Annotated in this window: 23 protein-coding genes; 12 read left to right on the forward strand and 11 right to left on the reverse strand. The window is 50.5% G+C overall.

Going from position 1 to position 23584, the window contains the following annotated elements:
- Positions 1-392 precede the first annotated feature (392 nt).
- Positions 393-488, forward strand: coding sequence for a protein MgtS (gene mgtS, locus OGY71_RS10515; RefSeq protein ID WP_003032406.1), 96 nt, complete (start codon positions 393-395; stop codon positions 486-488).
- A gap of 284 nt (positions 489-772) precedes the next feature.
- Here mgtS and OGY71_RS10520 read toward each other — a convergent pair whose 3' ends face one another.
- The gene (locus tag OGY71_RS10520) at positions 773-1699 is read right to left on the reverse strand and encodes a diguanylate cyclase (RefSeq protein WP_003832923.1); all 927 of its coding nucleotides are present in this window, start codon (positions 1697-1699) and stop codon (positions 773-775) included.
- Between the two features lie 531 nt (positions 1700-2230).
- Complete coding sequence (dcp, locus tag OGY71_RS10525; RefSeq protein ID WP_286613283.1) at positions 2231-4276, reverse strand: peptidyl-dipeptidase Dcp; 2046 nt, start codon at positions 4274-4276, stop codon at positions 2231-2233.
- 137 nt (positions 4277-4413) lie between these two features.
- On the opposite strand from dcp, the gene ydfG reads away from it, so the two are divergent.
- From ydfG to ydfZ, 3 genes are all read left to right on the forward strand, one after another.
- Positions 4414-5160, forward strand: a complete 747-nt coding sequence (ydfG, locus tag OGY71_RS10530) for a bifunctional NADP-dependent 3-hydroxy acid dehydrogenase/3-hydroxypropionate dehydrogenase YdfG (RefSeq protein WP_003832919.1) — start codon at positions 4414-4416, stop codon at positions 5158-5160.
- 86 nt (positions 5161-5246) lie between these two features.
- The gene (locus tag OGY71_RS10535) at positions 5247-5933 is read left to right on the forward strand and encodes a GntR family transcriptional regulator (protein ID WP_003032396.1); all 687 of its coding nucleotides are present in this window, start codon (positions 5247-5249) and stop codon (positions 5931-5933) included.
- Between the two features lie 191 nt (positions 5934-6124).
- A complete protein-coding gene (ydfZ, locus tag OGY71_RS10540) occupies positions 6125-6328 on the forward strand; it encodes a putative selenium delivery protein YdfZ (protein ID WP_003032393.1) in 204 nt (67 codons plus the stop codon).
- 74 nt (positions 6329-6402) lie between these two features.
- Here ydfZ and OGY71_RS10545 read toward each other — a convergent pair whose 3' ends face one another.
- From OGY71_RS10545 to OGY71_RS10565, 5 genes are all read right to left on the reverse strand, one after another.
- Positions 6403-7869, reverse strand: coding sequence for a mannitol dehydrogenase family protein (locus OGY71_RS10545; protein WP_218667435.1), 1467 nt, complete (start codon positions 7867-7869; stop codon positions 6403-6405).
- Positions 7870-8034: 165 nt separating this feature from the next.
- Positions 8035-9414, reverse strand: a complete 1380-nt coding sequence (locus tag OGY71_RS10550) for an MFS transporter (protein WP_003832910.1) — start codon at positions 9412-9414, stop codon at positions 8035-8037.
- A 53-nt stretch (positions 9415-9467) separates the two neighbouring features.
- On the reverse strand, positions 9468-10487 hold the full coding sequence (locus tag OGY71_RS10555; protein ID WP_149335342.1) for a Zn-dependent oxidoreductase: 1020 nt from the start codon (positions 10485-10487) through the stop codon (positions 9468-9470).
- A gap of 13 nt (positions 10488-10500) precedes the next feature.
- Positions 10501-11715 carry a starvation-sensing protein RspA gene (rspA, locus tag OGY71_RS10560; RefSeq protein WP_003832907.1) on the reverse strand — a complete coding sequence of 405 codons (1215 nt, stop codon included), beginning with the start codon at positions 11713-11715 and terminating at the stop codon, positions 10501-10503.
- A gap of 107 nt (positions 11716-11822) precedes the next feature.
- Positions 11823-12149, reverse strand: a complete 327-nt coding sequence (locus OGY71_RS10565; protein WP_003832904.1) for a YnfA family protein — start codon at positions 12147-12149, stop codon at positions 11823-11825.
- A gap of 153 nt (positions 12150-12302) precedes the next feature.
- On the opposite strand from OGY71_RS10565, the gene OGY71_RS10570 reads away from it, so the two are divergent.
- A complete protein-coding gene (locus OGY71_RS10570) occupies positions 12303-12644 on the forward strand; it encodes a DUF1283 family protein (protein ID WP_003032382.1) in 342 nt (113 codons plus the stop codon).
- Between the two features lie 35 nt (positions 12645-12679).
- Positions 12680-13240, forward strand: coding sequence for a spermidine N1-acetyltransferase (gene speG / locus OGY71_RS10575; protein ID WP_149335343.1), 561 nt, complete (start codon positions 12680-12682; stop codon positions 13238-13240).
- A gap of 6 nt (positions 13241-13246) precedes the next feature.
- Here the strand turns inward: speG and OGY71_RS10580 are convergent, their stop codons facing one another.
- Entirely contained in the window at positions 13247-13957 is a 711-nt protein-coding gene (locus OGY71_RS10580; RefSeq protein WP_149335344.1) for a YnfC family lipoprotein, read from the reverse strand.
- A gap of 102 nt (positions 13958-14059) precedes the next feature.
- Here OGY71_RS10580 and OGY71_RS10585 point away from each other — a divergent pair, with 102 nt between their 5' ends.
- The 6 genes from OGY71_RS10585 to clcB all read left to right on the forward strand — a co-directional run bounded on the left by OGY71_RS10585 (position 14060) and on the right by clcB (position 20508).
- Positions 14060-14368: a DUF1161 domain-containing protein gene (locus OGY71_RS10585; protein ID WP_122973942.1), complete on the forward strand. Its 309-nt coding sequence runs from the start codon at positions 14060-14062 to the stop codon at positions 14366-14368.
- A 148-nt stretch (positions 14369-14516) separates the two neighbouring features.
- Positions 14517-16958 carry a selenate/tellurate reductase subunit YnfE gene (gene ynfE, locus OGY71_RS10590; RefSeq protein WP_284961632.1) on the forward strand — a complete coding sequence of 814 codons (2442 nt, stop codon included), beginning with the start codon at positions 14517-14519 and terminating at the stop codon, positions 16956-16958.
- 10 nt (positions 16959-16968) lie between these two features.
- Positions 16969-17586: a DMSO/selenate family reductase complex B subunit gene (locus OGY71_RS10595; protein ID WP_003832893.1), complete on the forward strand. Its 618-nt coding sequence runs from the start codon at positions 16969-16971 to the stop codon at positions 17584-17586.
- A 1-nt stretch (position 17587) separates the two neighbouring features.
- Positions 17588-18442: a dimethyl sulfoxide reductase anchor subunit family protein gene (locus tag OGY71_RS10600; RefSeq protein WP_126957144.1), complete on the forward strand. Its 855-nt coding sequence runs from the start codon at positions 17588-17590 to the stop codon at positions 18440-18442.
- 42 nt (positions 18443-18484) lie between these two features.
- Positions 18485-19099, forward strand: a complete 615-nt coding sequence (gene dmsD, locus OGY71_RS10605; protein ID WP_003832891.1) for a Tat proofreading chaperone DmsD — start codon at positions 18485-18487, stop codon at positions 19097-19099.
- Between the two features lie 119 nt (positions 19100-19218).
- Positions 19219-20508 (forward strand): voltage-gated ClC-type chloride channel ClcB, encoded by a 1290-nt coding sequence (clcB, locus tag OGY71_RS10610; protein WP_032934569.1) that lies wholly within the window; start codon positions 19219-19221, stop codon positions 20506-20508.
- On the opposite strand, the gene bioD is transcribed toward clcB, so the two are convergent.
- From bioD to ynfL, 3 genes are all read right to left on the reverse strand, one after another.
- Positions 20464-21159: a dethiobiotin synthase gene (bioD, locus tag OGY71_RS10615; RefSeq protein WP_003832889.1), complete on the reverse strand. Its 696-nt coding sequence runs from the start codon at positions 21157-21159 to the stop codon at positions 20464-20466. The two genes, clcB and bioD, sit on opposite strands and share 45 nt — an antisense overlap.
- A 125-nt stretch (positions 21160-21284) precedes the next feature.
- Complete coding sequence (gene mlc, locus OGY71_RS10620) at positions 21285-22505, reverse strand: sugar metabolism global transcriptional regulator Mlc (RefSeq protein WP_003832888.1); 1221 nt, start codon at positions 22503-22505, stop codon at positions 21285-21287.
- 128 nt (positions 22506-22633) lie between these two features.
- Positions 22634-23533, reverse strand: coding sequence for a multidrug efflux transcriptional activator YnfL/SxtR(Kp) (ynfL, locus tag OGY71_RS10625; RefSeq protein ID WP_003832887.1), 900 nt, complete (start codon positions 23531-23533; stop codon positions 22634-22636).
- Positions 23534-23584: the final 51 nt, after the last annotated feature.

The raw sequence follows: 23584 nt of genomic DNA on the forward strand, positions 1-23584 counted from the left end.
AACGATGCCAGATATTAAAACCTCATATAAAATCAATAAATTAGCATCCCGCACACAAAAATCAGTATTACATCCCCCCCCCAAAAAGGATTAATCACACGAAAAAATGAACCACCATGAGACAACTCTGCATTATAAACGTGCAACAATCTGTGTCAGCATCACACCGTCATAACAGCGTCTCAGGGTTTAAAAACAAGGTTATTTGTGCGCAGATAAATGTGTCTCGTCACTATTATTTATTTTATTCGACGTGATCATGTCAAAAATTTACTTTTCAGTCGAAATAATCACACAGTTCAGTCTTTGTTTAAGATTGAATTGCTACTATAGTCATAAGCGAGGTGAACTTAAGGTAAGAGAGGAAACTCACAGATAAAGGAGCATTTACTATGCTGGGTAACATGAATATTTTTATGGCTGTTCTGGGAATTATTTTATTTTCCGGTTTTCTGGCCGCGTATTTTAGCCACAGATGGGATGATTGATGAACGGAGATAGTCCTGCACCGACCCGGCCCCTTGTTGCGTAGCTGCACAAGGGGCCATTTTTTTACCTGAATCGCGCTCGCTGTGCCTTTATCCTGATTTACAGATAAAAAAAACCGCCGGATATACCAGCGGTAAATGCTTGCATGGATAGATTTGTGTTTTGCTTTTATACGCTATCTGGCAATTCCCTGCGAAGATAACGGATAGTCAGCTAACCTATCATCGACAACCCCAATGAAAGTTAAACGAAACGCAACTACCTCAAAACGTTTTTCGAAAACTCACGCACTGAGGGGATACGAGGTTCCGTCATTGGTGTCCACCAACGCGATCCGCTCATTTTCATCCATAAACATGCAGCGATTCCTGCCAGTCTGTTTCCCCTGATACATCGCCCTGTCGGCCCGACCAAGCGCGGTATCCAGCGTTTCACCCTGTTGAACCCGGGTTATGCCTGCCGTCACCGTGATACCGATCTCTCCATCAGCGTAGGGAATTTTTTTCTGACCAATCAGACGACAAAGTCGCAAACCCGCCAGGCATGCCTGCTCGTCCGTTTTTGTTCTGATGATGATAATGAACTCTTCTCCACCGTAGCGGTACGCCGCCTCATCATATCGCGTCCATGACAATAAATTTGATGCCAGAGCGCGCAATACCACGTCACCGACCAGATGACCGTATGTATCGTTAACGTATTTAAAACGATCGATATCCAACAACAATATATAGAGATTAAGCGGTTCGGCGTCGAGCAACTGCCGATCAAAAGACTCATCGAGCATTCTTCTGCCAGGTAAACCTGTTAATACATCGATATTACTGCGGATACTCAATAAATATATTTTGTAGTCCATTACAGATGAGGTAAATGCCAGAAGCGCGTCCTGGAAACTGTCGAAATGCCATGAATGGCTACGTTTCTCCACTATAGCCAATAGCAACTCCTTGCCTAATAAATGCATCTTTTCGTGAGTGGCACTTATCTTGCTCACGTAACTACAATCATCCTCATTGTACCGCGATTGATTATTAAGCCACAGTCCAAATCGACAAACAAAATGCGAGTTTTCACCCATAATATCAGGCTGTGTTACATCTGAAGACACCACGCAGCGGAACATCTTTACCAGCCATTTGTAGTGGGCATCAATGGACTTGTTCAACTCAATCAAAATTGTATCTATTTCCTTCGTATTTCTCATCATCACGTTCTCTCTCCCTGTTCGAGCGTTTCTGATGGAATTATCTTAACGATAAAAAAGAAAATTTATGTAAATTTTTTAATAGTAATTAATAAGCCGCGATTAACAATAGCATTGCGCTATGCCACTGGTCGCGGCATAGCGTACATCACTCAGTTCATACCAGACTCAAATTGAACACGGCCATTGAGCCTTTTATTTTCGCGGATAGATAAAAACCGCTAAGAAAGCTGATGTGTATGCTTTAAACTTTTTATAGCTATCTTTTTCCGATTAGAGACCTAAATTGCAAGGTTACTTCTTAGGTAATATAAAAACCGGGCGTTACACCCGGTTGGGAATGCACGAAACGATAGTGAGCAGTAGGCCGGATAAGGCGTTTACGCCGCCATCCGGCAATCTGTTACAAGCAGCCGGATGGCGCTTCGCTTATCCGGCCTACAGCGTAATTCCCTTTTCAGCACAATGATGAATTTATCGGCGTCATTATGTTTAGCTAAGCTGAATTGAGGACTTTCCCCCTCTGAACAAACCTTACGCGCTCAAACCACGATGTTCCAGCATCGGCTCCATTCGGGGATCGCGCCCGCTCCACTGGTGATAGAGTTCAGCTAAATCAGTACTGTTACCGCGGGACAAAATAGCTTCACGGAACTTTTGCCCGTTTTCACGAGTTAATCCGCCCTGCTCTACAAACCACTGATAGCCATCATCGGCCAGCATTTGCGTCCACAAATAGGCGTAATAACCTGCGGCATAACCGCCGCCGAAGATATGGGCAAAATAGCTGCTACGATAACGAGGCGGCACAGCCTTGAGTTCCAAACCTTCTGCTGCCAGCGCCTGCTGTTCAAATTGATCAACCGAAAGAGATAACGCGCTATTTTCCAGACTGTGCCAACGCATATCCAGCAATGCGGCACTGAGCAGTTCGATCATGTCGTAACCTTTGTTAAACAGGCTGGCCCGCTGCATCTTATCCCGCAACGCCTGCGGCATTTGCTCCCCGGTATCAACATGACGAGCAAAACGAGCAAAGACCTGCGGATGACTCGCCCAGTGTTCGTTGATCTGCGAAGGAAACTCAACAAAATCCCGCGGAGTATTGGTTCCTGAAAGTGTGGCATAACGCTGAGTGGCAAACAGGCCGTGCAACGTGTGCCCAAACTCATGAAATAACGTAATAACATCATCCCACAATAACAATGCAGGCTGACCCTTTGCCGGTTTTTGATAATTACACACGTTATAAATAACCGGCCGGGTTTCATTGAGTTGCGATTGCTCAACAAAATTGCCCATCCAGGCACCACCGCTTTTCGATTCCCGGGCAAAGAAATCGCCGTAAAATAACGCCAGCCCTACGCCATCGTGATCGAATATTTCCCATACCCGAACATCCGGGTGATAAACAGGAATGTCGAACCGTTCTATAAATTTTATGCCAAAGAGTTGATTAGCTGTCCAGAAAACGCCCTCGTTCAGCACCGTATCAAGGGCAAAGTAAGGTTTGAGCTGCGCCTCATCAAGAGCATATTTCTCACGACGAACCTGCTCGGCATAAAATGCCCAGTCCCAGGCCTCGACGTTAAATTGCCCCTGTTCGTGATTGATAACATTCTGGATTTCGGCCTGTTCATCCAATGCCCTGGCTCGCGCAGCGGGAACAATCGCCCGCATGAAATTCAGTGCCGCCTCCGGTGTTTTTGCCATCTGATCGGCAATTTTCCATGCAGCGTAATTGGCAAAACCGAGTAGTTTCGCCTGCTGCATTCGGATCTCGACCAGTCGCTGAATAATCGCCCGAGTATCGTTAGCGTCATTGTTTTCTGCTCTCGTCCATGCTCGGTTGAACAGATTCTCACGGGTCTGGCGATCGCGTAACGCCGCAAGTGCCGGTTGCTGAGTCGTGTTCAATAGCGGGATAACCCAACGCGCTTCAAGCCCTTTCTCCTTTGCAGCTTCGGCGGCAACAGCAATTTCCTCTGCGCTGAGTCCGTCCAGGTAACGTGCATCATCCACCACCAGAGCACCGGACTTGTTCGCCGCCAGCAGACGTTGATTAAACTGGCTGGTCAACGTGGCGGACTCTGTATTGAGCGCTTTAAGGTTTGCTTTATCGACCTCATTCAGACGCGCGCCGGCTAATACAAAACGCTGGTGGATGACCTCCAGCAAGCGTGATGATTCGCTATCCAGCCCCAGTGAACCTCGCTGTTGCCAGACCGCTTCAACGCGCGAAAAAAGCGCGCCATTGAGATAAATATCATTGGCAAGGCTCGCCAGTTCCGCGGAAAATTCTTCGTCAAGGCGCTGTAGTTCATCGTTGGTGTGTGCCGCCGTCATAGCGAAGAAAATGCTGGTTACACGTGTGAGCAGCGTGCCGCTTTGTTCAAGCGCCAGCAACGTATTGGCAAAATCAGGGGCCTGCGGGTTTTGCACAATCGCCTCGATCTCTGCACGTTTTTGCCGCACGCCTTCATCGAACGCTGGGCGATAGTGCTGCACCTCTATCTGATCAAACTGCGGGGCCTGATACGGCAATGTGCTGTGGTGTAAAAAGGGATTCGTTAACGACATCTTCCACTCCTGAAAACGATTTGTTTACCAGAGTAGACTTCCCGGGAATCAACCGCAATCGCGTTACGCAGGAATAGCTCTGAACGGAAATGACGTGCTATGGTAGTACTACATAAAAAGCGTTGAGGAACAGTGAGATGATCGTTTTAGTAACCGGAGCAACCGCAGGTTTTGGTGAGTGCATTACGCGTCGTTTTATTGAGAATGGGCATAAAGTTATTGCCACCGGACGCCGCCAGGAGCGCCTGCAAGAGCTCAAAGATGAGCTGGGTGACCGCCTCTATACCGCGCAACTGGACGTACGTAATCGTGCATCGATTGAAGAGATGATGGACGCCTTACCCGCAGAATGGCGCAATATTGATGTTCTGGTCAACAACGCAGGTCTGGCGCTGGGCCTTGAGCCTGCTCACAAGGCCAGCATTGAAGACTGGGAGAATATGATCGACACCAACAACAAGGGGCTGGTTTATATGACCCGTGCCGTTCTGCCTGGTATGGTTGAACGCAACCGCGGTCATATTATCAATATCGGTTCTACCGCGGGCAGTTGGCCATACGCTGGCGGTAACGTCTACGGTGCGACTAAAGCGTTTGTTCGCCAGTTTAGCCTGAATTTACGTACTGATTTACACGGCACTGCAATTCGCGTTACCGACATCGAGCCGGGTCTGGTTGGCGGTACGGAGTTCTCTAATGTCCGTTTTAAAGGTGATGACGCCAAAGCTGAAAAAGCCTACGAAAATACCACGGCGCTGACTCCGCAAGATGTTACAGAAGCGGTATGGTGGGTGGCTTCTTTACCGGCTCATGTCAATATCAACACCCTTGAAATGATGCCTGTCACACAGTCTTTTGCCGGGCTGAGTATCCACCGGAGCTAATTTCTCTGCCCGGCCTTGTGCCGGGTATAGATAGCCTGAAAGAAGTGATAAAATATCCGGGTTAACTCTCTAAAAAGTAAGAATGAATGACCGTAGAAACGCAGCTCAACCCTACACAACCAGTAAATCAACAGATTTACCGTATTCTTCGCCGTGATATCGTGCATTGTCTGATTGCACCCGGTACACCGCTTTCGGAGAAAGAGGTTTCTGTACGCTTTAATGTGTCACGCCAGCCGGTACGAGAAGCATTCATCAAACTGGCTGAGAACGGTCTGATTCAGATCCGCCCGCAGCGTGGCAGCTACGTGAATAAAATTTCGCTGTCGCAGGTGCAAAACGGCTGTTTTGTTCGCCAGGCAATTGAATGTGCCGTGGTACGCCGCGCCGCATCGCTGATCAACGATCAACAGTGCTATCAGCTTGAACAGAATTTGCATCAGCAGCGCATCGCAATTGACCGAAAACAGATTAATGATTTCTTCCAGCTTGATGATGAGTTTCATCAGAAACTGGCTTTAATCGCCGAGTGCCAACTCGCCTGGGATACCGTTGAGAATATAAAGGCTACAATTGACCGCGTTCGTTATATGAGCCTGGATCATATTTCCCCGCCTGAAATGCTGCTACGCCAGCATCACGATATCTTTGCCGCCCTTGAGAAGCATGATGGCGATGCGGTCGAGCGCGCAATGATGCTCCATCTTCAGGAAATTGGTGAGTCCGTTCAGCTTATTCGTCAGGAAAATAGCGACTGGTTCAGCGAAGATTAATACTACGCTCACCTCACTCCGGGGTGAGTTTCTCCTGCGTTTTCCCCTCTCCCGCATAACTGCATAAAAAAAGCTGTGATTTTGATCGAAAACAAAAAAAATCATTAACGAGAAGCGTATTTATATTGCGCCCGTTACGTGGGACTAAAAGCCCACGGGCTTTGACGGTAAGTTGGAAAGGAGAAAACACCATGAAAACATACGATCGTAACCGTAACGCAATCACCACTGGCAGCCGCGTCATGATCAGCGACACCGGACTCACAGGCCGCATTACAGCGATAGATACCGATGGCCTGACCGCTGAGCAGATTCGCCGCGGGAAAACAGTGGAAATCGAAGGATGTGAAGGCAAATACGCCCCCCTCGAGCTGATTCGTTTAGGCATGAACTAATTGGTGTGAATGCCAGAAAACACAGCGCCATCTGGCCGTTGCAAGCCAGATGGCGACATAAAGCATAATCTTCGTTACTTCAGTTTTGCTGCATACTTCGCAACCGTCGCCTTCGCCCCTTCAGCCAGTAAAGTAAGATACGCTTGTGTGACCTGACGGTTGAACAGCTCAACCTGCGGCAGTTCGCGACCAAAAATAGCATCAATTGCCAGCAGCGCCTGAACGCGCTCTTCGCCCTCGTTACTGCTACGCACGGCATTCTGGATCACCGGCAACAATGGATCGCTAATTTCAATCGCCTGGCCCTGTTCATCCACACCACCGACGTAACGCATCCAGCCAGCGACACCCAGTGCCAGCAGCGCAAAGTCACTACCGTGCACAATGTGCCAACGAATGGAATCAAGCATACGCTGCGGCAGTTTTTGGCTACCGTCCATGGCGATCTGCCAGGTACGATGACGCAGCGCCGGATTGCTGTAGCGTTCAATTAACAGATCGGCGTAGCGCTGTAGGTCAACACCTTTTACTTTCAGCGTAGGTGCTTGTTCCTGCAACATCAGCGCACGTGCAGCAAGACGATAGTTTTCATCACCCATGCAATTGTTAATATGTTGATATCCCGCCAGATACCCAAGATACGCAAGGAAAGAGTGGCTGCCGTTGAGCATACGCAGTTTCATCTCTTCAAACGGAATGACATCAGCCACCAGTTCCGCCCCGGCCTTTTCCCATTCAGGACGGCCGGCAACAAAGTTATCTTCAATTACCCACTGGCGGAACGGTTCGCATGCCACGCCTGCCGGGTCGCGTACACCGGTGATATGTTCAATTTTGTCCAGCGTCTCCTGCGTAACCGCCGGGACAATGCGGTCAACCATGGTTGATGGGAATGTCACATGTTGTTCGATCCACGCGGCCAGTTCCATATCCACCGCTCGGGCATATGCAGTGACAACATTGCGCATCACATGACCGTTTTCTGGCATGTTATCGCAGGACATCACGGTAAAGGCAGCTAAACCCGCAGCTTTGCGACGAGCCAGGGCTTCAACCACCACGCCCGGCGCAGTTTTAGGCTGTTTGGGGTTTTGCAGATCGGCTGCAATCATTTGATTGTCTAACATCAGTTGGCCGGTCGCCGGAGAATGGCAGTATCCTTTCTCGGTGATGGTCAGGGAAACGATCGCGACCTGCGGTTCACACATCGCTGCCAGTACGCTTTCCAGACCATCAACCTGCGCATGCAATGCATTTTTCACCACACCCACGACTCTCGCAGTCCAGGCATCAGCAGACATCTCTGCAACGGTATACAGATTATCTTGCTGTTTCAGATCGAAAATCTGCTGCTCGCCGCCAATCAGGTTCACTTCGCAGTAGCCCCAGTCACTGCCGTGATCGGCGGCCAGAATGTCAGCGTAAACACCCTGATGTGCGCGGTGAAACGCGCCAAACCCCAGATGAACAATACGCGGAACCAGTTTTGTACGATCGTAGTCAGGAAGTGCAGCCTTAGCCGCTAAGAGCTTGTTTTGCATGGTATGGCCTACTTATAAATGAAATCAGGACTGTTCCAGAGTAACGCCTGTATGGTTGTATGTTTTGATTTGCATTAAGCTTTTTATGATTGGTATGACATCATGTAAAGCTGTGTAATAGCATGGGCAGCGTACGAGTACATCCGCCCATGCTACTGTCTTGTATCAGCTTGTCTGAGTCACCGAGCAACGAACCTTCTCGGCTTTTTTCACCTCGGCAGCATCCTCAAGTACGCTCAGGTCGCGATCTTTCACTTCTGGCATCAGCAACGCGGAAATTAAACCAATCAGTGAGTAAGCGATGACCATCACCAGAATTGGCCACCAGGAATTAGTCATGTTGCAGAAAATACCCGCCAGAACCGGACCAAAACCAACAGCAACTAACCCGCCCGCTTCTTTTGAAATCGCCATTCGCGTAAACCGGTTACGCGCACCGAACATTTCCGCCATGGTAATATTTTCGAGAGCAAATAACCCCAATACGGCAAAATTATGAATAACAATCAGTGCCGTCATAATGACACCCGGGCTATACGTTTTATCCACTACAATTGACAGCATCGGGTAAGCCAAAATAATTGCCGAGATATTCAGGATAATATAAGGCAAACGACGACCAAACTTATCAGACAACCAGCCAAGCAACGGTATTGTAATAAAGCCCAACACCGAACTGATCATTAAGGCATCAGTGGGTATAGATTTATCAAATAACAGCGTCTGCACTAAATAACCGGCAAGGAAGGTTTGGATTAATCCTGAATTACCCGCCTGTCCAAAACGTAGGCCGGTTGCCAGCCAGAAAGATTTACTGGTAAACATCGCCCCCAGCGTATTTTCTGACGAATTATTTAATGCTGGAGCGTTTTCTTCATCATTCACTTTCTCAAATACCGGGCTTTCTTTGAGATTCATACGCAACCAGATAGCAAAGATCATCACCACGACACTCGCCAGGAACGGAATGCGCCAACCCCAGGCTAATAACTCCTCACGGTCGAGCGCAAAGAACATCACCGCCCAGATAGCCGTTGCGCTAAGGGTTCCACAGTTGGTCCCCATGGCAACAAGTGAGGAAATAATGCCACGTTTACCTTTTGGCGCGTACTCGGCAAGCATCGTGCCTGCGCCCGAAATTTCAGCCCCTGCACCAAGCCCTTGCACGATACGCAGCGTCACCAGCAGCACAGGCGCAAAGATACCAATTTGTGCATATGTTGGCAGCACGCCAATTAAGGTCGTACAAATTCCCATCATCGTAATGGTAATAAACAGTACTTTTTTACGGCCGATGCTGTCTCCCATTTTGCCAAATATAAATGCTCCAACGATACGAGCAATATATCCTGCACCGTATGTACCCATCGCTAAAATAAGCGCCATGGCGGCAGACTGTTCCGGGAAAAATATTTCATGGAATACCAGTGCGGCACCCAAAGAATATAACTGAAAATCCATAAATTCGAGCGCAGTACCCAACCATCCGGATACGGCAGCTCTAACCAGATCTTTCGTGGATCTTTCGTGTTTTTCTTGATTCATATTGGCTATCTCTAAGAGGTAAGATGCGTACCACTTACTCGCAGTTATTTATATTATTCACTGAATGTAAGTAAGACTTTGCAGCAGTGCTGCTGATCTTTCTCAAACAATTCAATTGCGTCGGTAACGTGGTGATAGTCAAAAGTGTGAGTAATAAGTTGATTAGGATCGATAAGTCCGTTGACCAACCAATCAATCACAATCGGGAATTTGTTCGCATTTAATCTTGAGGAATAAATGGACAGTTCTTTCCCGGTAATGCCTTGTTGAATAATCTGACAAGGATCGCTGGAGAAGCCCATCAGAACAATTCGCGCGGCCGGCGATGCCAGCGTGATTGCCTCCTGTAAAATGGATGGATGGCAAGCTGCATCCACGATAATGGTCGGTTTTAGTCCGTTTTCCGCAAGGAACTCTTGCAACGAGTGCTGACTATTATTGATTGTCCAGTCTGCACCGCACTGCTTCGCCAGGGCCAGGCGCTCATCGATTCTGTCAGCAATCACTACGGTTTTGACCTTATAGACACGCTTAAGCGCCTGTACAGTGGTCAGTCCCATAGGCCCTGCGCCATAAATCAGCGCAATATCGTTTTCTGTTGGTTTAATTTGCCCGGTCACGTTTGCGGCGATAGTGAAAGGTTCCACCATAACGGCATGCTCATCAGGCACTGTATCGGGGATCGTCCAGGCATTTTTCGCTGGCACAACAGCGTACTCACTGAAACCACCATCGCGATGCACGCCCAGCACCACCAGCGATGTACAAACGTTAGGTTTACCAATTGAACAGGGATAACAATGTCCGCAGCTGATGACCGGATCAACGGACACCCGCTCACCTATTCGCGAATGGTCAACGCCATCACCTACCGCCTCTATCACGCCATAAAACTCGTGGCCAATCACGCGCGGGTATTGTGCAAATGGATTATGACCGCGATAAATATGACTGTCGGAGCCACAAATTCCCGCCAGTTTTACCTTTACCCTCACCTCACCTGCTAAGGGTTCTGGCACCGGTCGTTCGGCGATAATCAGCGTATTCGGTTTTTCAATTACGATACTTTTCATAGCAAATCACTCCTTACCAGTTCCACAGCGTGCCATCTTCCAGGCGAGCAACGGGCAGATATGCAGGGTCATACGGATATTTCGCCGCCAGTTTTTCGTCAAACTCGATCCCAAGACCAGGTTTGTCTCCTGGGTGCATATAGCCGTTATCAAAGGTCCAGTTATGTGGGAACACTTCCAGCATTTGCTCGGAATAGCCCATATATTCCTGTACGCCGAAGTTCGGCACCCACAGATCAAAATGCAGCGCGGCGGCCATGCACACAGGCGACAGATCGGAAGGTCCATGTGAACCGGTACGAACCTGATACAGCGACGCGAAATCGGCAATCCGGCGCATACCGGTGATACCACCCGCATGGGTGATGGTGGTGCGGATATAGTCGATCAGTTGTTCTTCAATAAGCTGTTTACAGTCCCAGATACTGTTGAACACTTCCCCTACCGCAATCGGCGTGACCGTATGCTGGCGGATCAGGCGGAAGCACTCCTGGTTTTCAGCTGGCGTTGGGTCTTCCATCCAGAACAAACGGTACTGTTCAATGCTTTTGCCAAAACGGGCCGCTTCAATTGGCGTCAGACGGTGGTGCATATCGTGCAGGAGATGTTCGTTGAAACCAAACTTGTCACGCACGGCAGCAAACAATTTTGGTGTGAAATCCAGGTATTTCTCCGTTGACCACAACTGCTCTTCCGGCCATTGCCCTTTGGTGGCGGGTTCGTAGGCCAGTCCTTTGCCTTTAGACATACCGTAAGTGGTTTTCATACCCGGCACGCCGCACTGCACGCGAATAGCTTTAAAGCCCATTTCTTTATGACGCGCATAATCTTCGAGTACGTCATCAACGGTATGGCCTGTGGTGTGACAGTAGACCATAACCCCTTCACGAGAAGCACCGCCGAGCAACTGGTACAACGGCATATTCGCCGCTTTCGCTTTAATGTCCCAGAGAGCCATATCCACCGCAGAAATCGCCGACATGGTGACCGGACCACGACGCCAGTACGCACCTTTGTAGAAAAACTGCCAGATGTCCTCAATACGATGCGCATCGCGACCAATAAGCTGCGGACACACGTGATCTTTCAGATACGACGCCACGGACAACTCGCGTCCATTTAACGTGGCATCTCCCAGCCCGGTGATCCCATCTTCTGTCGTAATTTTCAACGTTACAAAATTACGCCCAGGACAGGTGACAAACACTTCAGCCCCAACAATCTTCATTTCTTATTCCCTACATCTGTTCTTGTGATGCAGGAAATTTACTCAACTGAGCTACTACCATACAAGTATAAAGATCAAAAAAACGCTGTTTGATCACAAAAAAGGCGCTATGCGCGCCCCCATCCAGCCACAATGATCAACATGCCGCACAATGCCACCAGCGCGCCAGACCAGTCATATAAACTGAGTTTTACACCATCGACAATGCGTAGCCATAGCAGCGCGGTCACCACGTAAACACCGCCATAGGCTGCGTATACACGCCCGCTGGCTGCCGGATGCAGCGTCAGCAACCAGACGAATACAGCCAGTGATACCCCGGCGGGTATCAGCAACCAGGCTGTAGCCCCTCGCTTAAGCCAGAGCCAGGGTAAAAAGCAGCCAATGATTTCGCATAACGCGGTGACGAAAAAAAGAAATGTGGTCTTAAGCATTGATGTTATTCAGTTACCTTCGGTTTAACCATGATACGACAGAATCTCGTTAGCGTATCCATATCTACCGGGTGGGTATGCCCGCAAACTGGAATAGTGTAGAATTTAACCCTGTTTTATCGTTTTTACCCTTTCCCATAAAAGGAATTCACCATGAAAATTACACTGACCAAACGCCTGTGCCTGACGGCTATGCTGACGCTGGCTGCGGCTGTGTACACCTCTTCCGCATTTGCTGAAACCAGTAAACTGGTCATTGAATCCGGAGACAGTGCGCAAAGTCGTCAACAAGCCGCAATGGAAAAGGAACAATGGAACGATACGCGCCAGCTTCGCCAGAAAGTCAATAAACGTGCAGAGAAAGAATGGGACAAAGCCGATACGGCCTTTGATAGCCGTGATAAGTGCGAGCAGAGCGCTAATATTAATGCATACTGGGAACCTAACACCCTGCGCTGCCTCGACCGCCGTACTGGCCGCACCGTTGCCCCATAATCATTGCACTTTGAAGGATATTGAAAGGATACGATATGACTAGCGCCCTCAGTGTTAAGTTGCGCCCGCTGGAGCGTGAAGATTTACGATTCGTCCATCAGCTTGATAATAATGCCAGCGTAATGCGCTACTGGTTCGAAGAGCCTTACGAAGCGTTTGTTGAGCTGTCAGACCTGTATGACAAACACATCCACGACCAAAGCGAACGCCGCTTCGTGGTGGAATGCGACGGTGAAAAAGCCGGGCTGGTGGAGTTGGTTGAAATTAACCACGTGCACCGCCGGGCCGAATTCCAGATTATTATTTCGCCGGATTATCAGGGGAAGGGTCTGGCCTCACGGGCGGCTAAGCTTGCGATGGATTACGGCTTTACCGTGCTCAACCTCTATAAGCTGTATCTGATCGTCGATAAAGAGAACGAAAAGGCTATCCACATTTACCGTAAACTCGGTTTTATGGTGGAAGGCGAGCTGATTCATGAATTCTTTATCAACGGCCAATACCGCAACACTATCCGCATGTGCATCTTCCAGCAGCAGTATCTGGCAGAACACAAAACGGCAGGCCCTAACCTGTTGCAACCTACCGCTCAGTAAAGGCGATTAGTAGTAATCGATAGTGTTTTCAATCGAGTAATGATGCTCAACTGCCGGCTTCACGCTCTCGTCCACGATAACGAGCTGGCAGTTGACCGGATTTGCGTATTCATCGTATTTGCACGTTTGTTTGACATTGCCTAACGGATGATTGTTGAGCTGGCTCACCGCGGTGTAATCCAGCTTCTTCAACGGGTCGACCGACGGTTTGGCATCAACCTGTAAGGTATTGTCCTTACTGACGGTTGTTTTACCCAGCGGGTAGCCTTCGGCATCATATCGATACTGCACCTTCATCTCTTTCCCCGTTGCAGAAACGACAAAACCGTTATCGTCGGTATCCCACACCACACCTGCAGCAGGCAGTTCCGCCAGTTGGCATTTGCCCTGTAAACGGATCCGTTTTTCCAGCGTTTCGGCATCCCGATAGTAGTTAGCATCCAGGACCAGCGCCATACCGGTATTGTTTTCGATATCGTGCAGTTCAAGTGTATCGAAACACCCTTCCTGTGACAGGGTACCAGCGACGCGCTTGGTGACCTCACCTTTGTCGTTGAGCAGCGTCTGACTGAAATCTTTCACCGGCCCGCGCAGCGGATCGAAATCAAATTCATTGGAAAAACTGGCCATTTCCGGCGTAAAGGAAACCAGCCCTTTGGCATTATCACACCCAACCAGCACGACACACAGGAAACCTAACAGGGTCTGTTTCTTCACATTTTTCACCGGGATAAGAAGATAATTCTCAATCATATTAGCAAATACAGTTATTTACACCAGAAATGCTAATCTTAGTCTATGTCGATCATAAAGGAGCTGATGATGAAATACGTAACAGGAATTGCCACGATCTTACTGGCAGTTGCATCCCCACAGGTTCTGGCGGCACCTGCGTCATGTGAACGCGTGAAAAGCGATATCGAGCAGCGCATCATCAATAATGGCGTCGCAGAGTCCAGCTTTACGCTGAACATTGTCCCCAACGATCAGGCCGATCAACCTGATTCACTGGTGGTAGGACATTGTGCAAACGATACGCACAAAATTCTCTACACCCGGACTAACAGTGGAAACGCCCCTGCCAACAGCTCGCCTGCACAGGACGGGCACGTCGCCGAACCGCAATAAATCATACCCTCCGTACGCGGAGGGTTACTCCAGTTTGATATGCATTAAAATGCCATACTCATAAATGGGTAAACTCACTCTATTATTAGCATGCTATTAATTTCGCTATAGAGATTAATATATAGCGATAACTATAATGGAGTGAGTTATGTCTGATACTGAGCAATATGGAGGTATTAGCCGCAGGATGTTAGTGAAATCCTCGGCTATAGGTTCGTTGGCGCTTGCCGCTGGCGGGTTATCGTTACCTTTTGGGATGCGCACCGCAGCTGCTGCTGCGGTACAACAGGCGATACAACCGGCTGAAGAGAAAGTGGTTTGGGGTGCTTGTTCCGTGAACTGCGGAAGTCGTTGTGCCCTGCAACTCCACGTCAAAGATGACGAAGTCGTATGGGTGGAGTCTGATACGACCGGAGACGATATTTATGGTCAGCACCAGGTGCGCGCCTGTTTGCGTGGACGCTCAATCCGTCGACGGATCAATCATCCGGATCGCCTCAATTATCCTATGAAGCGCGTGGGCAAACGCGGTGAGGGTAAATTCGAACGCATAACCTGGCAGGAAGCACTGGATACCATCAGCACCAGTTTAAAAAATACCGTACAGAAATACGGTAATGAGGCCGTGTATATCAACTACACCTCTGGCATTGTCGGCGGCAATATTACTCGCTCCTCCCCTTATGCCTCGCTGGTCGCTCGATTGATGAACTGCTATGGCGGATTCCTGAGCCATTACGGCACATACAGTACCGCACAAATCGCGGCGGCAATGCCTTACACCTACGGCTCAAATGACGGCAACAGTACATCCGACATTGAAAACACGAAGCTGGTGGTGATGTTCGGCAATAACCCTGCCGAAACGCGCATGAGCGGCGGTGGCATAACATACTTCCTTGAGCAGGCCCGGGAGCGTTCTAACGCCCGCATGATCGTCATCGACCCGCGTTATACCGATACCGCTGCGGGTCGTGAAGATGAGTGGATCCCTATCCGTCCGGGAACCGATGCCGCACTGGTGGCGGGAATCGCCTGGGTCCTGATTAACGAAGATCTCGTCGACCAGGCGTTCCTCGACACATATTGCGTCGGTTATGACGAGAAAACCCTACCCGCTGACGCTCCCGCTAACGGACATTACAAGGCCTATATACTTGGCAATGGCGATGACGGTGTCGCTAAAACGCCCCAATGGGCCTCGCATGTCACAGGGATCCCGGCCGAGCGCATCATTAAACTGGCACGGGAAATCGGTAGTACAAAACCGGCGTATATTTGTCAGGGTTGGGGTCCACAACGTCAGGCTAACGGCGAACTGACTTCGCGCGCGATCGCAATGCTGCCAATCCTGACCGGCAACGTTGGCATCAACGGCGGCAATAGCGGTGCGCGAGAATCAACCTACACCATCACGATTGAACGTATGCCGCTGCCGGATAATCCCATCAAGACCCAGATATCCTGCTTTAGCTGGACCGACGCCATCGCCCGGGGTCCGGAAATGACCGCAACCCGCGATGGCGTGCGCGGGAAAGATAAGCTCGATGTACCGATTAAATTTATCTGGAACTACGCGGGCAACACCATTACTAATCAGCACTCAGATATCAATAAAACGCATGAGATCCTTCAGGATGATACGAAATGCGAAATGATAGTGGTCATCGAAAATTTCATGACATCTTCGGCGAAATATGCCGATATTCTGCTGCCGGACCTAATGACCGTCGAACAGGAAGACATCATTCCTAACGACTATGCAGGCAACATGGGATACCTCATTTTTATTCAACCCGCGACGTCACCGAAGTTCGAACGCAAACCGATCTACTGGATAATGAGCGAAGTCGCCAAACGCCTTGGCAATGATATCTATCAACGGTTTACGGAAGGCCGTACTCAGGAACAGTGGCTCCAGTATCTGTATGCAAAAATGCTGGCCAAGGACCCCGCGCTCCCTTCTTATGACGAGCTGAAAAAAATGGGGATCTATAAACGCAAAGATCCTAACGGGCATTTTGTCGCTTATAAAAAATTCCGCGACGATCCGCAGGCCAATCCGCTCAAAACACCCTCTGGAAAGATTGAAATTTACTCCAGCCGACTGGCGAAAATTGCCAACACCTGGGAGTTGCAAAAGGACGAAGTAATTAGCCCGCTTCCCGTCTACGCCTCCACGTTTGAAGGGTGGGACGATCCCAAACGCAGCGCATTTCCGCTGCAGTTGTTTGGCTTTCATTACAAATCCCGTACGCACTCCAGCTACGGCAATATCGATGTTCTGCAGGCGTCCTGTCGTCAGGAAGTGTGGATCAATCCCGTCGATGCCCAAAAGCGTGGTATTGCAAATGGCGATATGGTGCGGGTCTTTAACGATCGCGGGGAAGTACGTATTCCGGCCAAAGTGACGCCACGGATCCTGCCTGGCGTCAGCGCAATGGGCCAGGGTGCATGGCACGATGCAAATATGGCCGGCGACAAGATTGACCATGGCGCCTGCGTCAATACGCTGACAACACAGCGCCCTTCACCGCTGGCAAAAGGCAACCCACAGCATACTAATCTGGTCGAGATCGAGAAGGTTTAAGGACTAACCCATGACAACTCAGTATGGATTTTTTATTGATTCCAGTCGTTGCACCGGGTGCAAAACCTGCGAGCTGGCCTGCAAAGACTACAAAGACCTCACTCCTGACGTCAGTTTCCGGCGGATTTACGAATACGCAGGTGGTGACTGGCAGGAAGACAACGGCGTCTGGCACCAGAACGTTTTTGCCTACTATCTCTCCATCTCATGTAACCACTGCGAGGATCCGGCCTGCACCAAGGTTTGTCCAAGTGGTGCGATGCATAAGCGTGAGGATGGTTTTGTGGTGGTCGATGAAGACGTGTGCATTGGCTGTCGCTACTGTCATATGGCCTGCCCGTACGGTGCGCCACAGTACAATGCTGCGAAAGGACATATGACCAAGTGTGATGGCTGCCATGAACGCGCGGCAGACGGCAAAAAGCCCATCTGCGTCGAGTCCTGTCCGCTGCGTGCGCTGGATTTTGGCCCCATCGACGAACTGCGCAAAAAACATGGTGAACTGGCTGCCGTCGCCCCGCTGCCGGGTGCGCACTTCACCAAACCGAGTATTGTGATCAAACCAAACGCCAATTGCCGCCCGACCGGGGATACCACGGGTTTTCTGGCTAATCCAAAAGAGGTGTAAAATGGGAAATGGATGGCATGAATGGCCACTGGTACTGTTCACGGTGCTGGGACAGTGCGTAGCCGGGGCGCTGATCGTAAGTGGTTACGGCTGGCTGACCGCTAAGGATGGGCTGGTAAAACGACGTATCGTTCGCAGTATGTTTTTTCTCTGGCTGGTGATGGGCATCGCCTTTCTCGCCTCGGTCATGCATTTAGGTTCGCCGCTGCGCGCGTTTAACTCACTGAACAGAATTGGCGCATCGGCGCTGAGTAACGAAATCGCCGGTGGTTCACTGTTTTTCGCCGTCGGGGGCTTGTGGTGGCTGGTGGCGTTTCTCGGTAAAATGCCCGCAGCGTTAGGTAAAATCTGGCTGCTGTTGAGCATGCTGCTGGGCCTGGTATTTGTCTTTGCGATGACCAACGTCTACCAGATAGACACCGTCCCAACCTGGTATAACGGCTATACTACACTGGCATTTTTCATGACGATGCTGCTCAGTGGACCGCTTTTTGCCGCTCTGCTGCTGCGTGCTGCAGGTGTTTCTTTTAACGCCGCCAGATTCGCCGGTATCAGCGTGCTGGCCCTGCTGGTGACCGTGGCGGTTATTGTGCTGCAGGGACTGTCACTCGGCGAGATCCACAGTTCGGTACAATCCGCCAGCGCGCTGGTTCCCGACTACGGCAGTTTACAGGTCTGGCGAGTCCTGCTGCTGGCTGCGGGTCTGGGTTGCTGGATATGTCCGTTGATCCGTTGCAAAGGACCGTCCGTTGGCGGGTTGGCACTCGGATTAATTCTGGTGCTTGTCGGTGAAATCATTGGCCGCGGATTGTTTTACGGTTTACATATGACAGTCGGAATGGCTGTCGCAGGTTAACTTTCGGGTGCGGGGCAACCCGCACTGTTCAGGATTGTTTGCATGACCCATTTTTCACAACGAGACAACTTTTCTACTGCAGCGCGTGTGCTCGGCGCGCTGTTTTACTATGCCCCAGACAGTGCCGAAGCTTCGGCACTGGTCAGTGCGTTAAGAACCGATGGCTGGCAGGCGCAGTGGCCGCTTGAAAAGACAACGCTTTCGCCGTTAGCCGCTCAGTTTCAGGCTGAGGCCGATGAGTCTCTCCCGCAGGCCTGGCAACGTCTGTTTGTTGGTCCTTATGCGCTCCCTTCTCCGCCATGGGGATCCGTCTGGCTGGATCGTGAAAACGTGTTGTTTGGCGACTCCACGCTGGCATTACGTCAGTGGATGCGGGACAACGGCATCCAGTTTGCGATGCAGCAAAATGAGCCAGAAGATCACTTTGGTTCGCTGCTGTTGCTGACGGCCTGGCTTGCCGAGAACGAACGCCACACCGAGTGCGAGCAACTGCTGGCCTGGCATCTCTTCCCATGGTCATCACGCTTTCTTAATGTGTTTGTCGAAAAAGCCGACCACCCGTTCTACCAGGCGCTGGGTGAGCTGGCGCGTCTGACGCTGGCACAGTGGCAATCACAGTTACTGATTCCGGTAGCCGATAAGCCTTTGTTCCGTTAGTTTCGTCACAGGTAGGATGCGTCCTGCCTGTGGTGCATCCTGTTGCGCACGCTGAGCTTTTGCTTCTGTTACCTAATAGCCGCAAAATAGAGCGTCTGAATTTTCCAGTCTGGCCACTCATGCATCATTTACATGCTTACCCTGACCTGCGTGCCATGTTCCGCCGCCTGCTGATCGCCGCGTTGATTGGCGTCCTTGCTGCGCTGGCCGTCGCAGGATTTCGTCATGCCATGCTGCTTCTCGAATGGTTGTTTCTGAGCAACAACACGGGAAGTCTGGTCAACGCAGCGACAAACCTTTCGCCTTTAAGGCGTATGCTGACACCTGCACTCGGCGGTCTGGCGGCTGGATTACTACTGTGGGGTTGGCAAAAATTTAACCGTTTACGTCCGCAGGCTCCCACTGATTATATGGAAGCCCTGCAAACCGACGGACAATTTGACGTCAGTGCAAGCCTGGTGAAATCGCTGGCCTCGTTACTGGTCGTCGCCAGCGGGAGTGCCATCGGACGTGAAGGTGCCATGATTTTACTGGCGGCCCTGGCGGCCTCCTGCTTTGCTCAACGCTTTACCCCGCGTACAGAATGGAAGTTATGGATTGCCTGCGGCGCTGCTGCAGGTATGGCTGGAGCCTATCATGCTCCGCTGGCGGGCAGTTTATTTATTGCCGAAGTATTGTTTGGCACACTGATCCTCGCCTCACTGGGACCGGTAGTGGTATCCGCCGTAGTCGCATTACTCACCACCAATCTGCTTAGCGACAGCAATGCGCTGCTGTATACCGTGCACCTGTCGCGGGAATTACATGCTCTGGAATACGTTATGATTGTCAGCACCGGTCTGGCTGCTGGCATCTGCGGACCGCTCTTCATGTGGTTGATGACTGCCAGCCATAATGTATTTTTGCGCTTAAAACTCTCGCCGCCGTGGCAACTGGCGCTTGGCGGGCTGATCGTTGGCCTGCTTTCATTGCTCACGCCAGCGGTCTGGGGTAATGGCTACAGCGTGGTGCAGTCATATTTACTTTCACCACCGCTGCTGGCCGTGGTTAGCGGGATTTTTATCTGCAAATTACTGGCGGTGCTTGCCAGCAGTGGATCCGGTGCGCCAGGTGGCGTGTTTACGCCAACGCTGTTTGTCGGCTTGTCGGTGGGCATGTTGCTGGGTCAGGTATGGGGATTATGGCTTCCAGGCTCGGATGAAATTGCCATTTTGCTGGGATTAACGGGGATGGCCACACTGCTGGCGGCTACCACGCATGCACCTATAATGTCGACGTTGATGGTTTGTGAAATGACCGGGGAGTATCGCCTGCTCCCCGGATTACTGATTGCCTGTGTCCTGGCGTCGGTGCTGTCGCGTACGTTACGCCACGACTCTATCTACCGACAGCACGCTGCCGAGCATTGACAGGCGGATGTACTGCGACAGTTCACGCTGCTCTGCACGAGGCAGATAAGGCAGTTCACCGATCAGCGGTGCAGGTAATTTTTTACCCAGCACATCAATGATTTCCGCATAATGCGCCAGCCCAGGATTAATGCGATTCGCAACCCAGCCAATCAACGGCAGTCCGTCGCTGGCTATCGCCTGCGCGGTGAGGATCGCATGATTAATACAGCCTTCCTGGATACCCACTACCATCAGCACTGGCAGTTGTTCCTGCACCACCCACTCCGATAACGGACGCAGATCGTTCATCAAGCTCCGCCAGCCTCCGGTGCCTTCCACGACAACGTGTTCGACTTTTTCGCTGAGGCTTGCGAGACCGTTGGATAACAGGGTGTAATTGACCGGACCACTATGCGCCACGCTACTTTCATCTTCGCTCAACGCAATTGGGTTAATTGCCTCATAGGGCAGCTCGATAGATGACACACTTTGCAGTACCAGTGCATCTTTGTTGCGCAGACCTTCAGGCGTCTCTTTGCTGCCTTTGGCCACAGGTTTGTAACCTGCAACGCTTTTACCCCCTGACGCTAACGCTTGTAGTAATGCGCGGGAAACCACGGTCTTCCCAACAGAAGTGTCTGTACCTGTAATAAAGAAACGCTTCAGCATCACTAACTCCACCGTTATGCTTTGAAAATATAAGTCAGGAAAATAAAACAGTGGAGAAAGTCTAAGGTATGACGACCAGGATCAGCTTGAGATAGCGCAATTTTTCGTACAACAGTTAAAAAATGTTAACCCTGTAATAGACGAATCAACAAAGAACCGTTATACATCGCGTCCTTCACGAGTGCCGCCCCAGCCATCGTCCCCTGATTGGTAAACTGGGTACTTTCAACGACTATATGCTGACTGTAAGCCGGAAGCGCCTGCTGACGAATGCTGTCAGCGATGGTTGGGAACAAGATATCTGCCGCTTTACTGAGCGGAGAGCCAATCAATATCTTTTGCGGGTTGAACAAATTCACCATGATGGCAAGAATTCGACCGACGTGGGTCCCGACGCCGCTAATGATATCTTTCGCCAATAAATCACCCTGCATGGCCGCCAGACACAGCGCGTCTACCGTTAACGGTTGTCCGTGTAGAGAAGAACTCATTGACTGCTTCAGCCGCACCTGCGCCAATTCGAGCACGCTGTCGACGCTGGCGATTGTTTCCAGACAACCATGGTTGCCGCAGTAGCAGCGTTTACCGTAGGGATCGACCTGCGTATGGCCAATCTCCACCAGGCTACTGCTGCCTGCATGCAGCAAATGCCCGTCAGTGATCACCCCTGCACCCACGTTATGATCGATCACCACCTGAATGACGTCGCGAGCACCACGCGATGCGCCAAAAAGCGCCTCGGCCATCGTCCAGGCGCTGATATCGTGCTGAATATACACCGGCACACCGGTATGGTTCTCAAGCGCTTCGCCCAACGGCATCTCTTTGACATCTTCGTAAAATGGCATGCGATGAACGATACCGTTTTCAGTATCAATAATGCCGGGTAAGGTGATGGCAATGGAGGTTAAGCGCTCCAGCTTTTGCTGGTGGCGGATGAAAAACTGATCGACCTGCGTAATCACGCGATCCAGCAACGGTGTTTCGCTGACCAGCGCCATTTCAAGACAATCTTCAACCACCAGTTTGCTGCTCAGATCGCGTAGCGCCAGAAAAATCTCGCCGCGACTGATACGAATGGATAAGTAGTGCCAGGCTTCCGTTTCGACAACCAGCCCAACGGCCGGACGACCACGGCTACCCGCTTCCTTGATTTCCAGCTCTTGCACCAGATGCGCTTCGAGCATTTCGCGGACAATTTTGGTAATGCTGGCAGGCGCCAATTGTGCCAGGCGAGAGAGATCAATACGCGATACCGGACCCAGCTGATCAATCAGGCGATAAACCGCGCCCGCATTGGTCTGCTTAATTTGATCGATATGCCCAGGCTGACTATCAGCAACCACCACTTACTCCCTTTATTTTCGCGCTCCGAAATAATCTGCGGGCTATGGTGAAGCACTTCAATGGCTTCCGTCAACTTTTTACTTAGCCTTGTGATTTACTGCACATTTTCGCCCATTTTTAAACTAAATTAACCGCCCTGAACGGCCGCCAGCAACTGCTCACGAAAGCGTTGCGCGGCGTGACTTTGCTCATGATGCTTTGGCCACACTAACCACATTTCCGAGACAGCATCTTCTTCCGCTATCGGGATCCAACACATTTCATACAGCTGCACCCGTTTAAAAGAAGCAGGAAGTATAGAAACCCCTAATCCTGCGGCCACCAGCCCAATGATAGTCATCGCCTCGCCAACCTCCTGCGCAATCGTCGGTTTCAGTCCATAGCGACGCATCAGGCCCAGAATATCGTCATACAACCCTGTCCCCACATGGGGGTCAAAAAAGACAAATGGCTCATTCGCCAGTTCGGCCAACGTAACCACGGGTTTTTGCGCCAACGGATGCGCACGTGGGATCATTGCCATCAGTGGTTCATGCAGAATGATTTCACGCTCCAGCGTATCCGGTAGCTGCGTATTGCGCAGAAGTCCCAAATCCAGCGTTCCTTCATTGAGCGGGGCAATTTGCTCACGTGTGTTCATTTCACGGGTTTGCATATGCACTGCCGGGTAGCTTTGGCGAAACAGAGATAACGTATCTGAAACCGCTTTGATAAACGGCGCGGACGACGTAAAGCCAATACGCAATTCCCCTGCTTCTCCCAGATGCAAACGCTCAGCCCTGGCGGCGGCTTCATTAACCAGCCCGAGGATCTGCCGACTGTCCGCCAGAAACTGCTTTCCGGCAGAGGTCAGCGCCACGCTACGGTTAGTTCGGGCAAGTAACCGGGCGCCAACCTGCTGTTCAAGGATCTGGATCTGCTGGCTTAGCGGCGGTTGCGAAATGTTTAACCGCGCCGCCGCCCGACCAAAATGCAGCTCTTCGGCAACGGCCACAAAGTAACGTAAATGACGCAGTTCGATATTCATATTTTTAAAATATTATTTGAGATTATTAATATATTAGACAGAATATTGTGA

Origin of the sequence: Citrobacter sp. Cpo109 (assembly GCF_030332565.1) — a bacterium.
In the GTDB taxonomy this organism is placed as follows: domain Bacteria; phylum Pseudomonadota; class Gammaproteobacteria; order Enterobacterales; family Enterobacteriaceae; genus Citrobacter; species Citrobacter portucalensis.

Excerpts from the sequence above, each read along its gene's own strand:
- dcp (WP_286613283.1), bottom strand. The coding sequence starts at position 4,276 with ATGTCGTTAACGAATCCCTTTTTACACCACAGCACATTGCCGTATCAG.
- mgtS (WP_003032406.1), top strand. The coding sequence starts at position 393 with ATGCTGGGTAACATGAATATTTTTATGGCTGTTCTGGGAATTATTTTA.
- clcB (WP_032934569.1), top strand. The coding sequence starts at position 19,219 with ATGCATCATTTACATGCTTACCCTGACCTGCGTGCCATGTTCCGCCGC.
- dmsD (WP_003832891.1), top strand. The coding sequence starts at position 18,485 with ATGACCCATTTTTCACAACGAGACAACTTTTCTACTGCAGCGCGTGTG.
- OGY71_RS10545 (WP_218667435.1), bottom strand. The coding sequence starts at position 7,869 with ATGCAAAACAAGCTCTTAGCGGCTAAGGCTGCACTTCCTGACTACGAT.
- OGY71_RS10520 (WP_003832923.1), bottom strand. The coding sequence starts at position 1,699 with ATGATGAGAAATACGAAGGAAATAGATACAATTTTGATTGAGTTGAAC.
- ydfZ (WP_003032393.1), top strand. The coding sequence starts at position 6,125 with ATGAAAACATACGATCGTAACCGTAACGCAATCACCACTGGCAGCCGC.
- OGY71_RS10570 (WP_003032382.1), top strand. The coding sequence starts at position 12,303 with ATGAAAATTACACTGACCAAACGCCTGTGCCTGACGGCTATGCTGACG.
- OGY71_RS10595 (WP_003832893.1), top strand. The coding sequence starts at position 16,969 with ATGACAACTCAGTATGGATTTTTTATTGATTCCAGTCGTTGCACCGGG.
- OGY71_RS10535 (WP_003032396.1), top strand. The coding sequence starts at position 5,247 with ATGACCGTAGAAACGCAGCTCAACCCTACACAACCAGTAAATCAACAG.
- OGY71_RS10600 (WP_126957144.1), top strand. The coding sequence starts at position 17,588 with ATGGGAAATGGATGGCATGAATGGCCACTGGTACTGTTCACGGTGCTG.
- OGY71_RS10550 (WP_003832910.1), bottom strand. The coding sequence starts at position 9,414 with ATGAATCAAGAAAAACACGAAAGATCCACGAAAGATCTGGTTAGAGCT.
- speG (WP_149335343.1), top strand. The coding sequence starts at position 12,680 with ATGACTAGCGCCCTCAGTGTTAAGTTGCGCCCGCTGGAGCGTGAAGAT.
- ynfE (WP_284961632.1), top strand. The coding sequence starts at position 14,517 with ATGTCTGATACTGAGCAATATGGAGGTATTAGCCGCAGGATGTTAGTG.
- ydfG (WP_003832919.1), top strand. The coding sequence starts at position 4,414 with ATGATCGTTTTAGTAACCGGAGCAACCGCAGGTTTTGGTGAGTGCATT.
- ynfL (WP_003832887.1), bottom strand. The coding sequence starts at position 23,533 with ATGAATATCGAACTGCGTCATTTACGTTACTTTGTGGCCGTTGCCGAA.
- OGY71_RS10565 (WP_003832904.1), bottom strand. The coding sequence starts at position 12,149 with ATGCTTAAGACCACATTTCTTTTTTTCGTCACCGCGTTATGCGAAATC.
- OGY71_RS10585 (WP_122973942.1), top strand. The coding sequence starts at position 14,060 with ATGATGAAATACGTAACAGGAATTGCCACGATCTTACTGGCAGTTGCA.
- rspA (WP_003832907.1), bottom strand. The coding sequence starts at position 11,715 with ATGAAGATTGTTGGGGCTGAAGTGTTTGTCACCTGTCCTGGGCGTAAT.
- bioD (WP_003832889.1), bottom strand. The coding sequence starts at position 21,159 with ATGCTGAAGCGTTTCTTTATTACAGGTACAGACACTTCTGTTGGGAAG.
- OGY71_RS10555 (WP_149335342.1), bottom strand. The coding sequence starts at position 10,487 with ATGAAAAGTATCGTAATTGAAAAACCGAATACGCTGATTATCGCCGAA.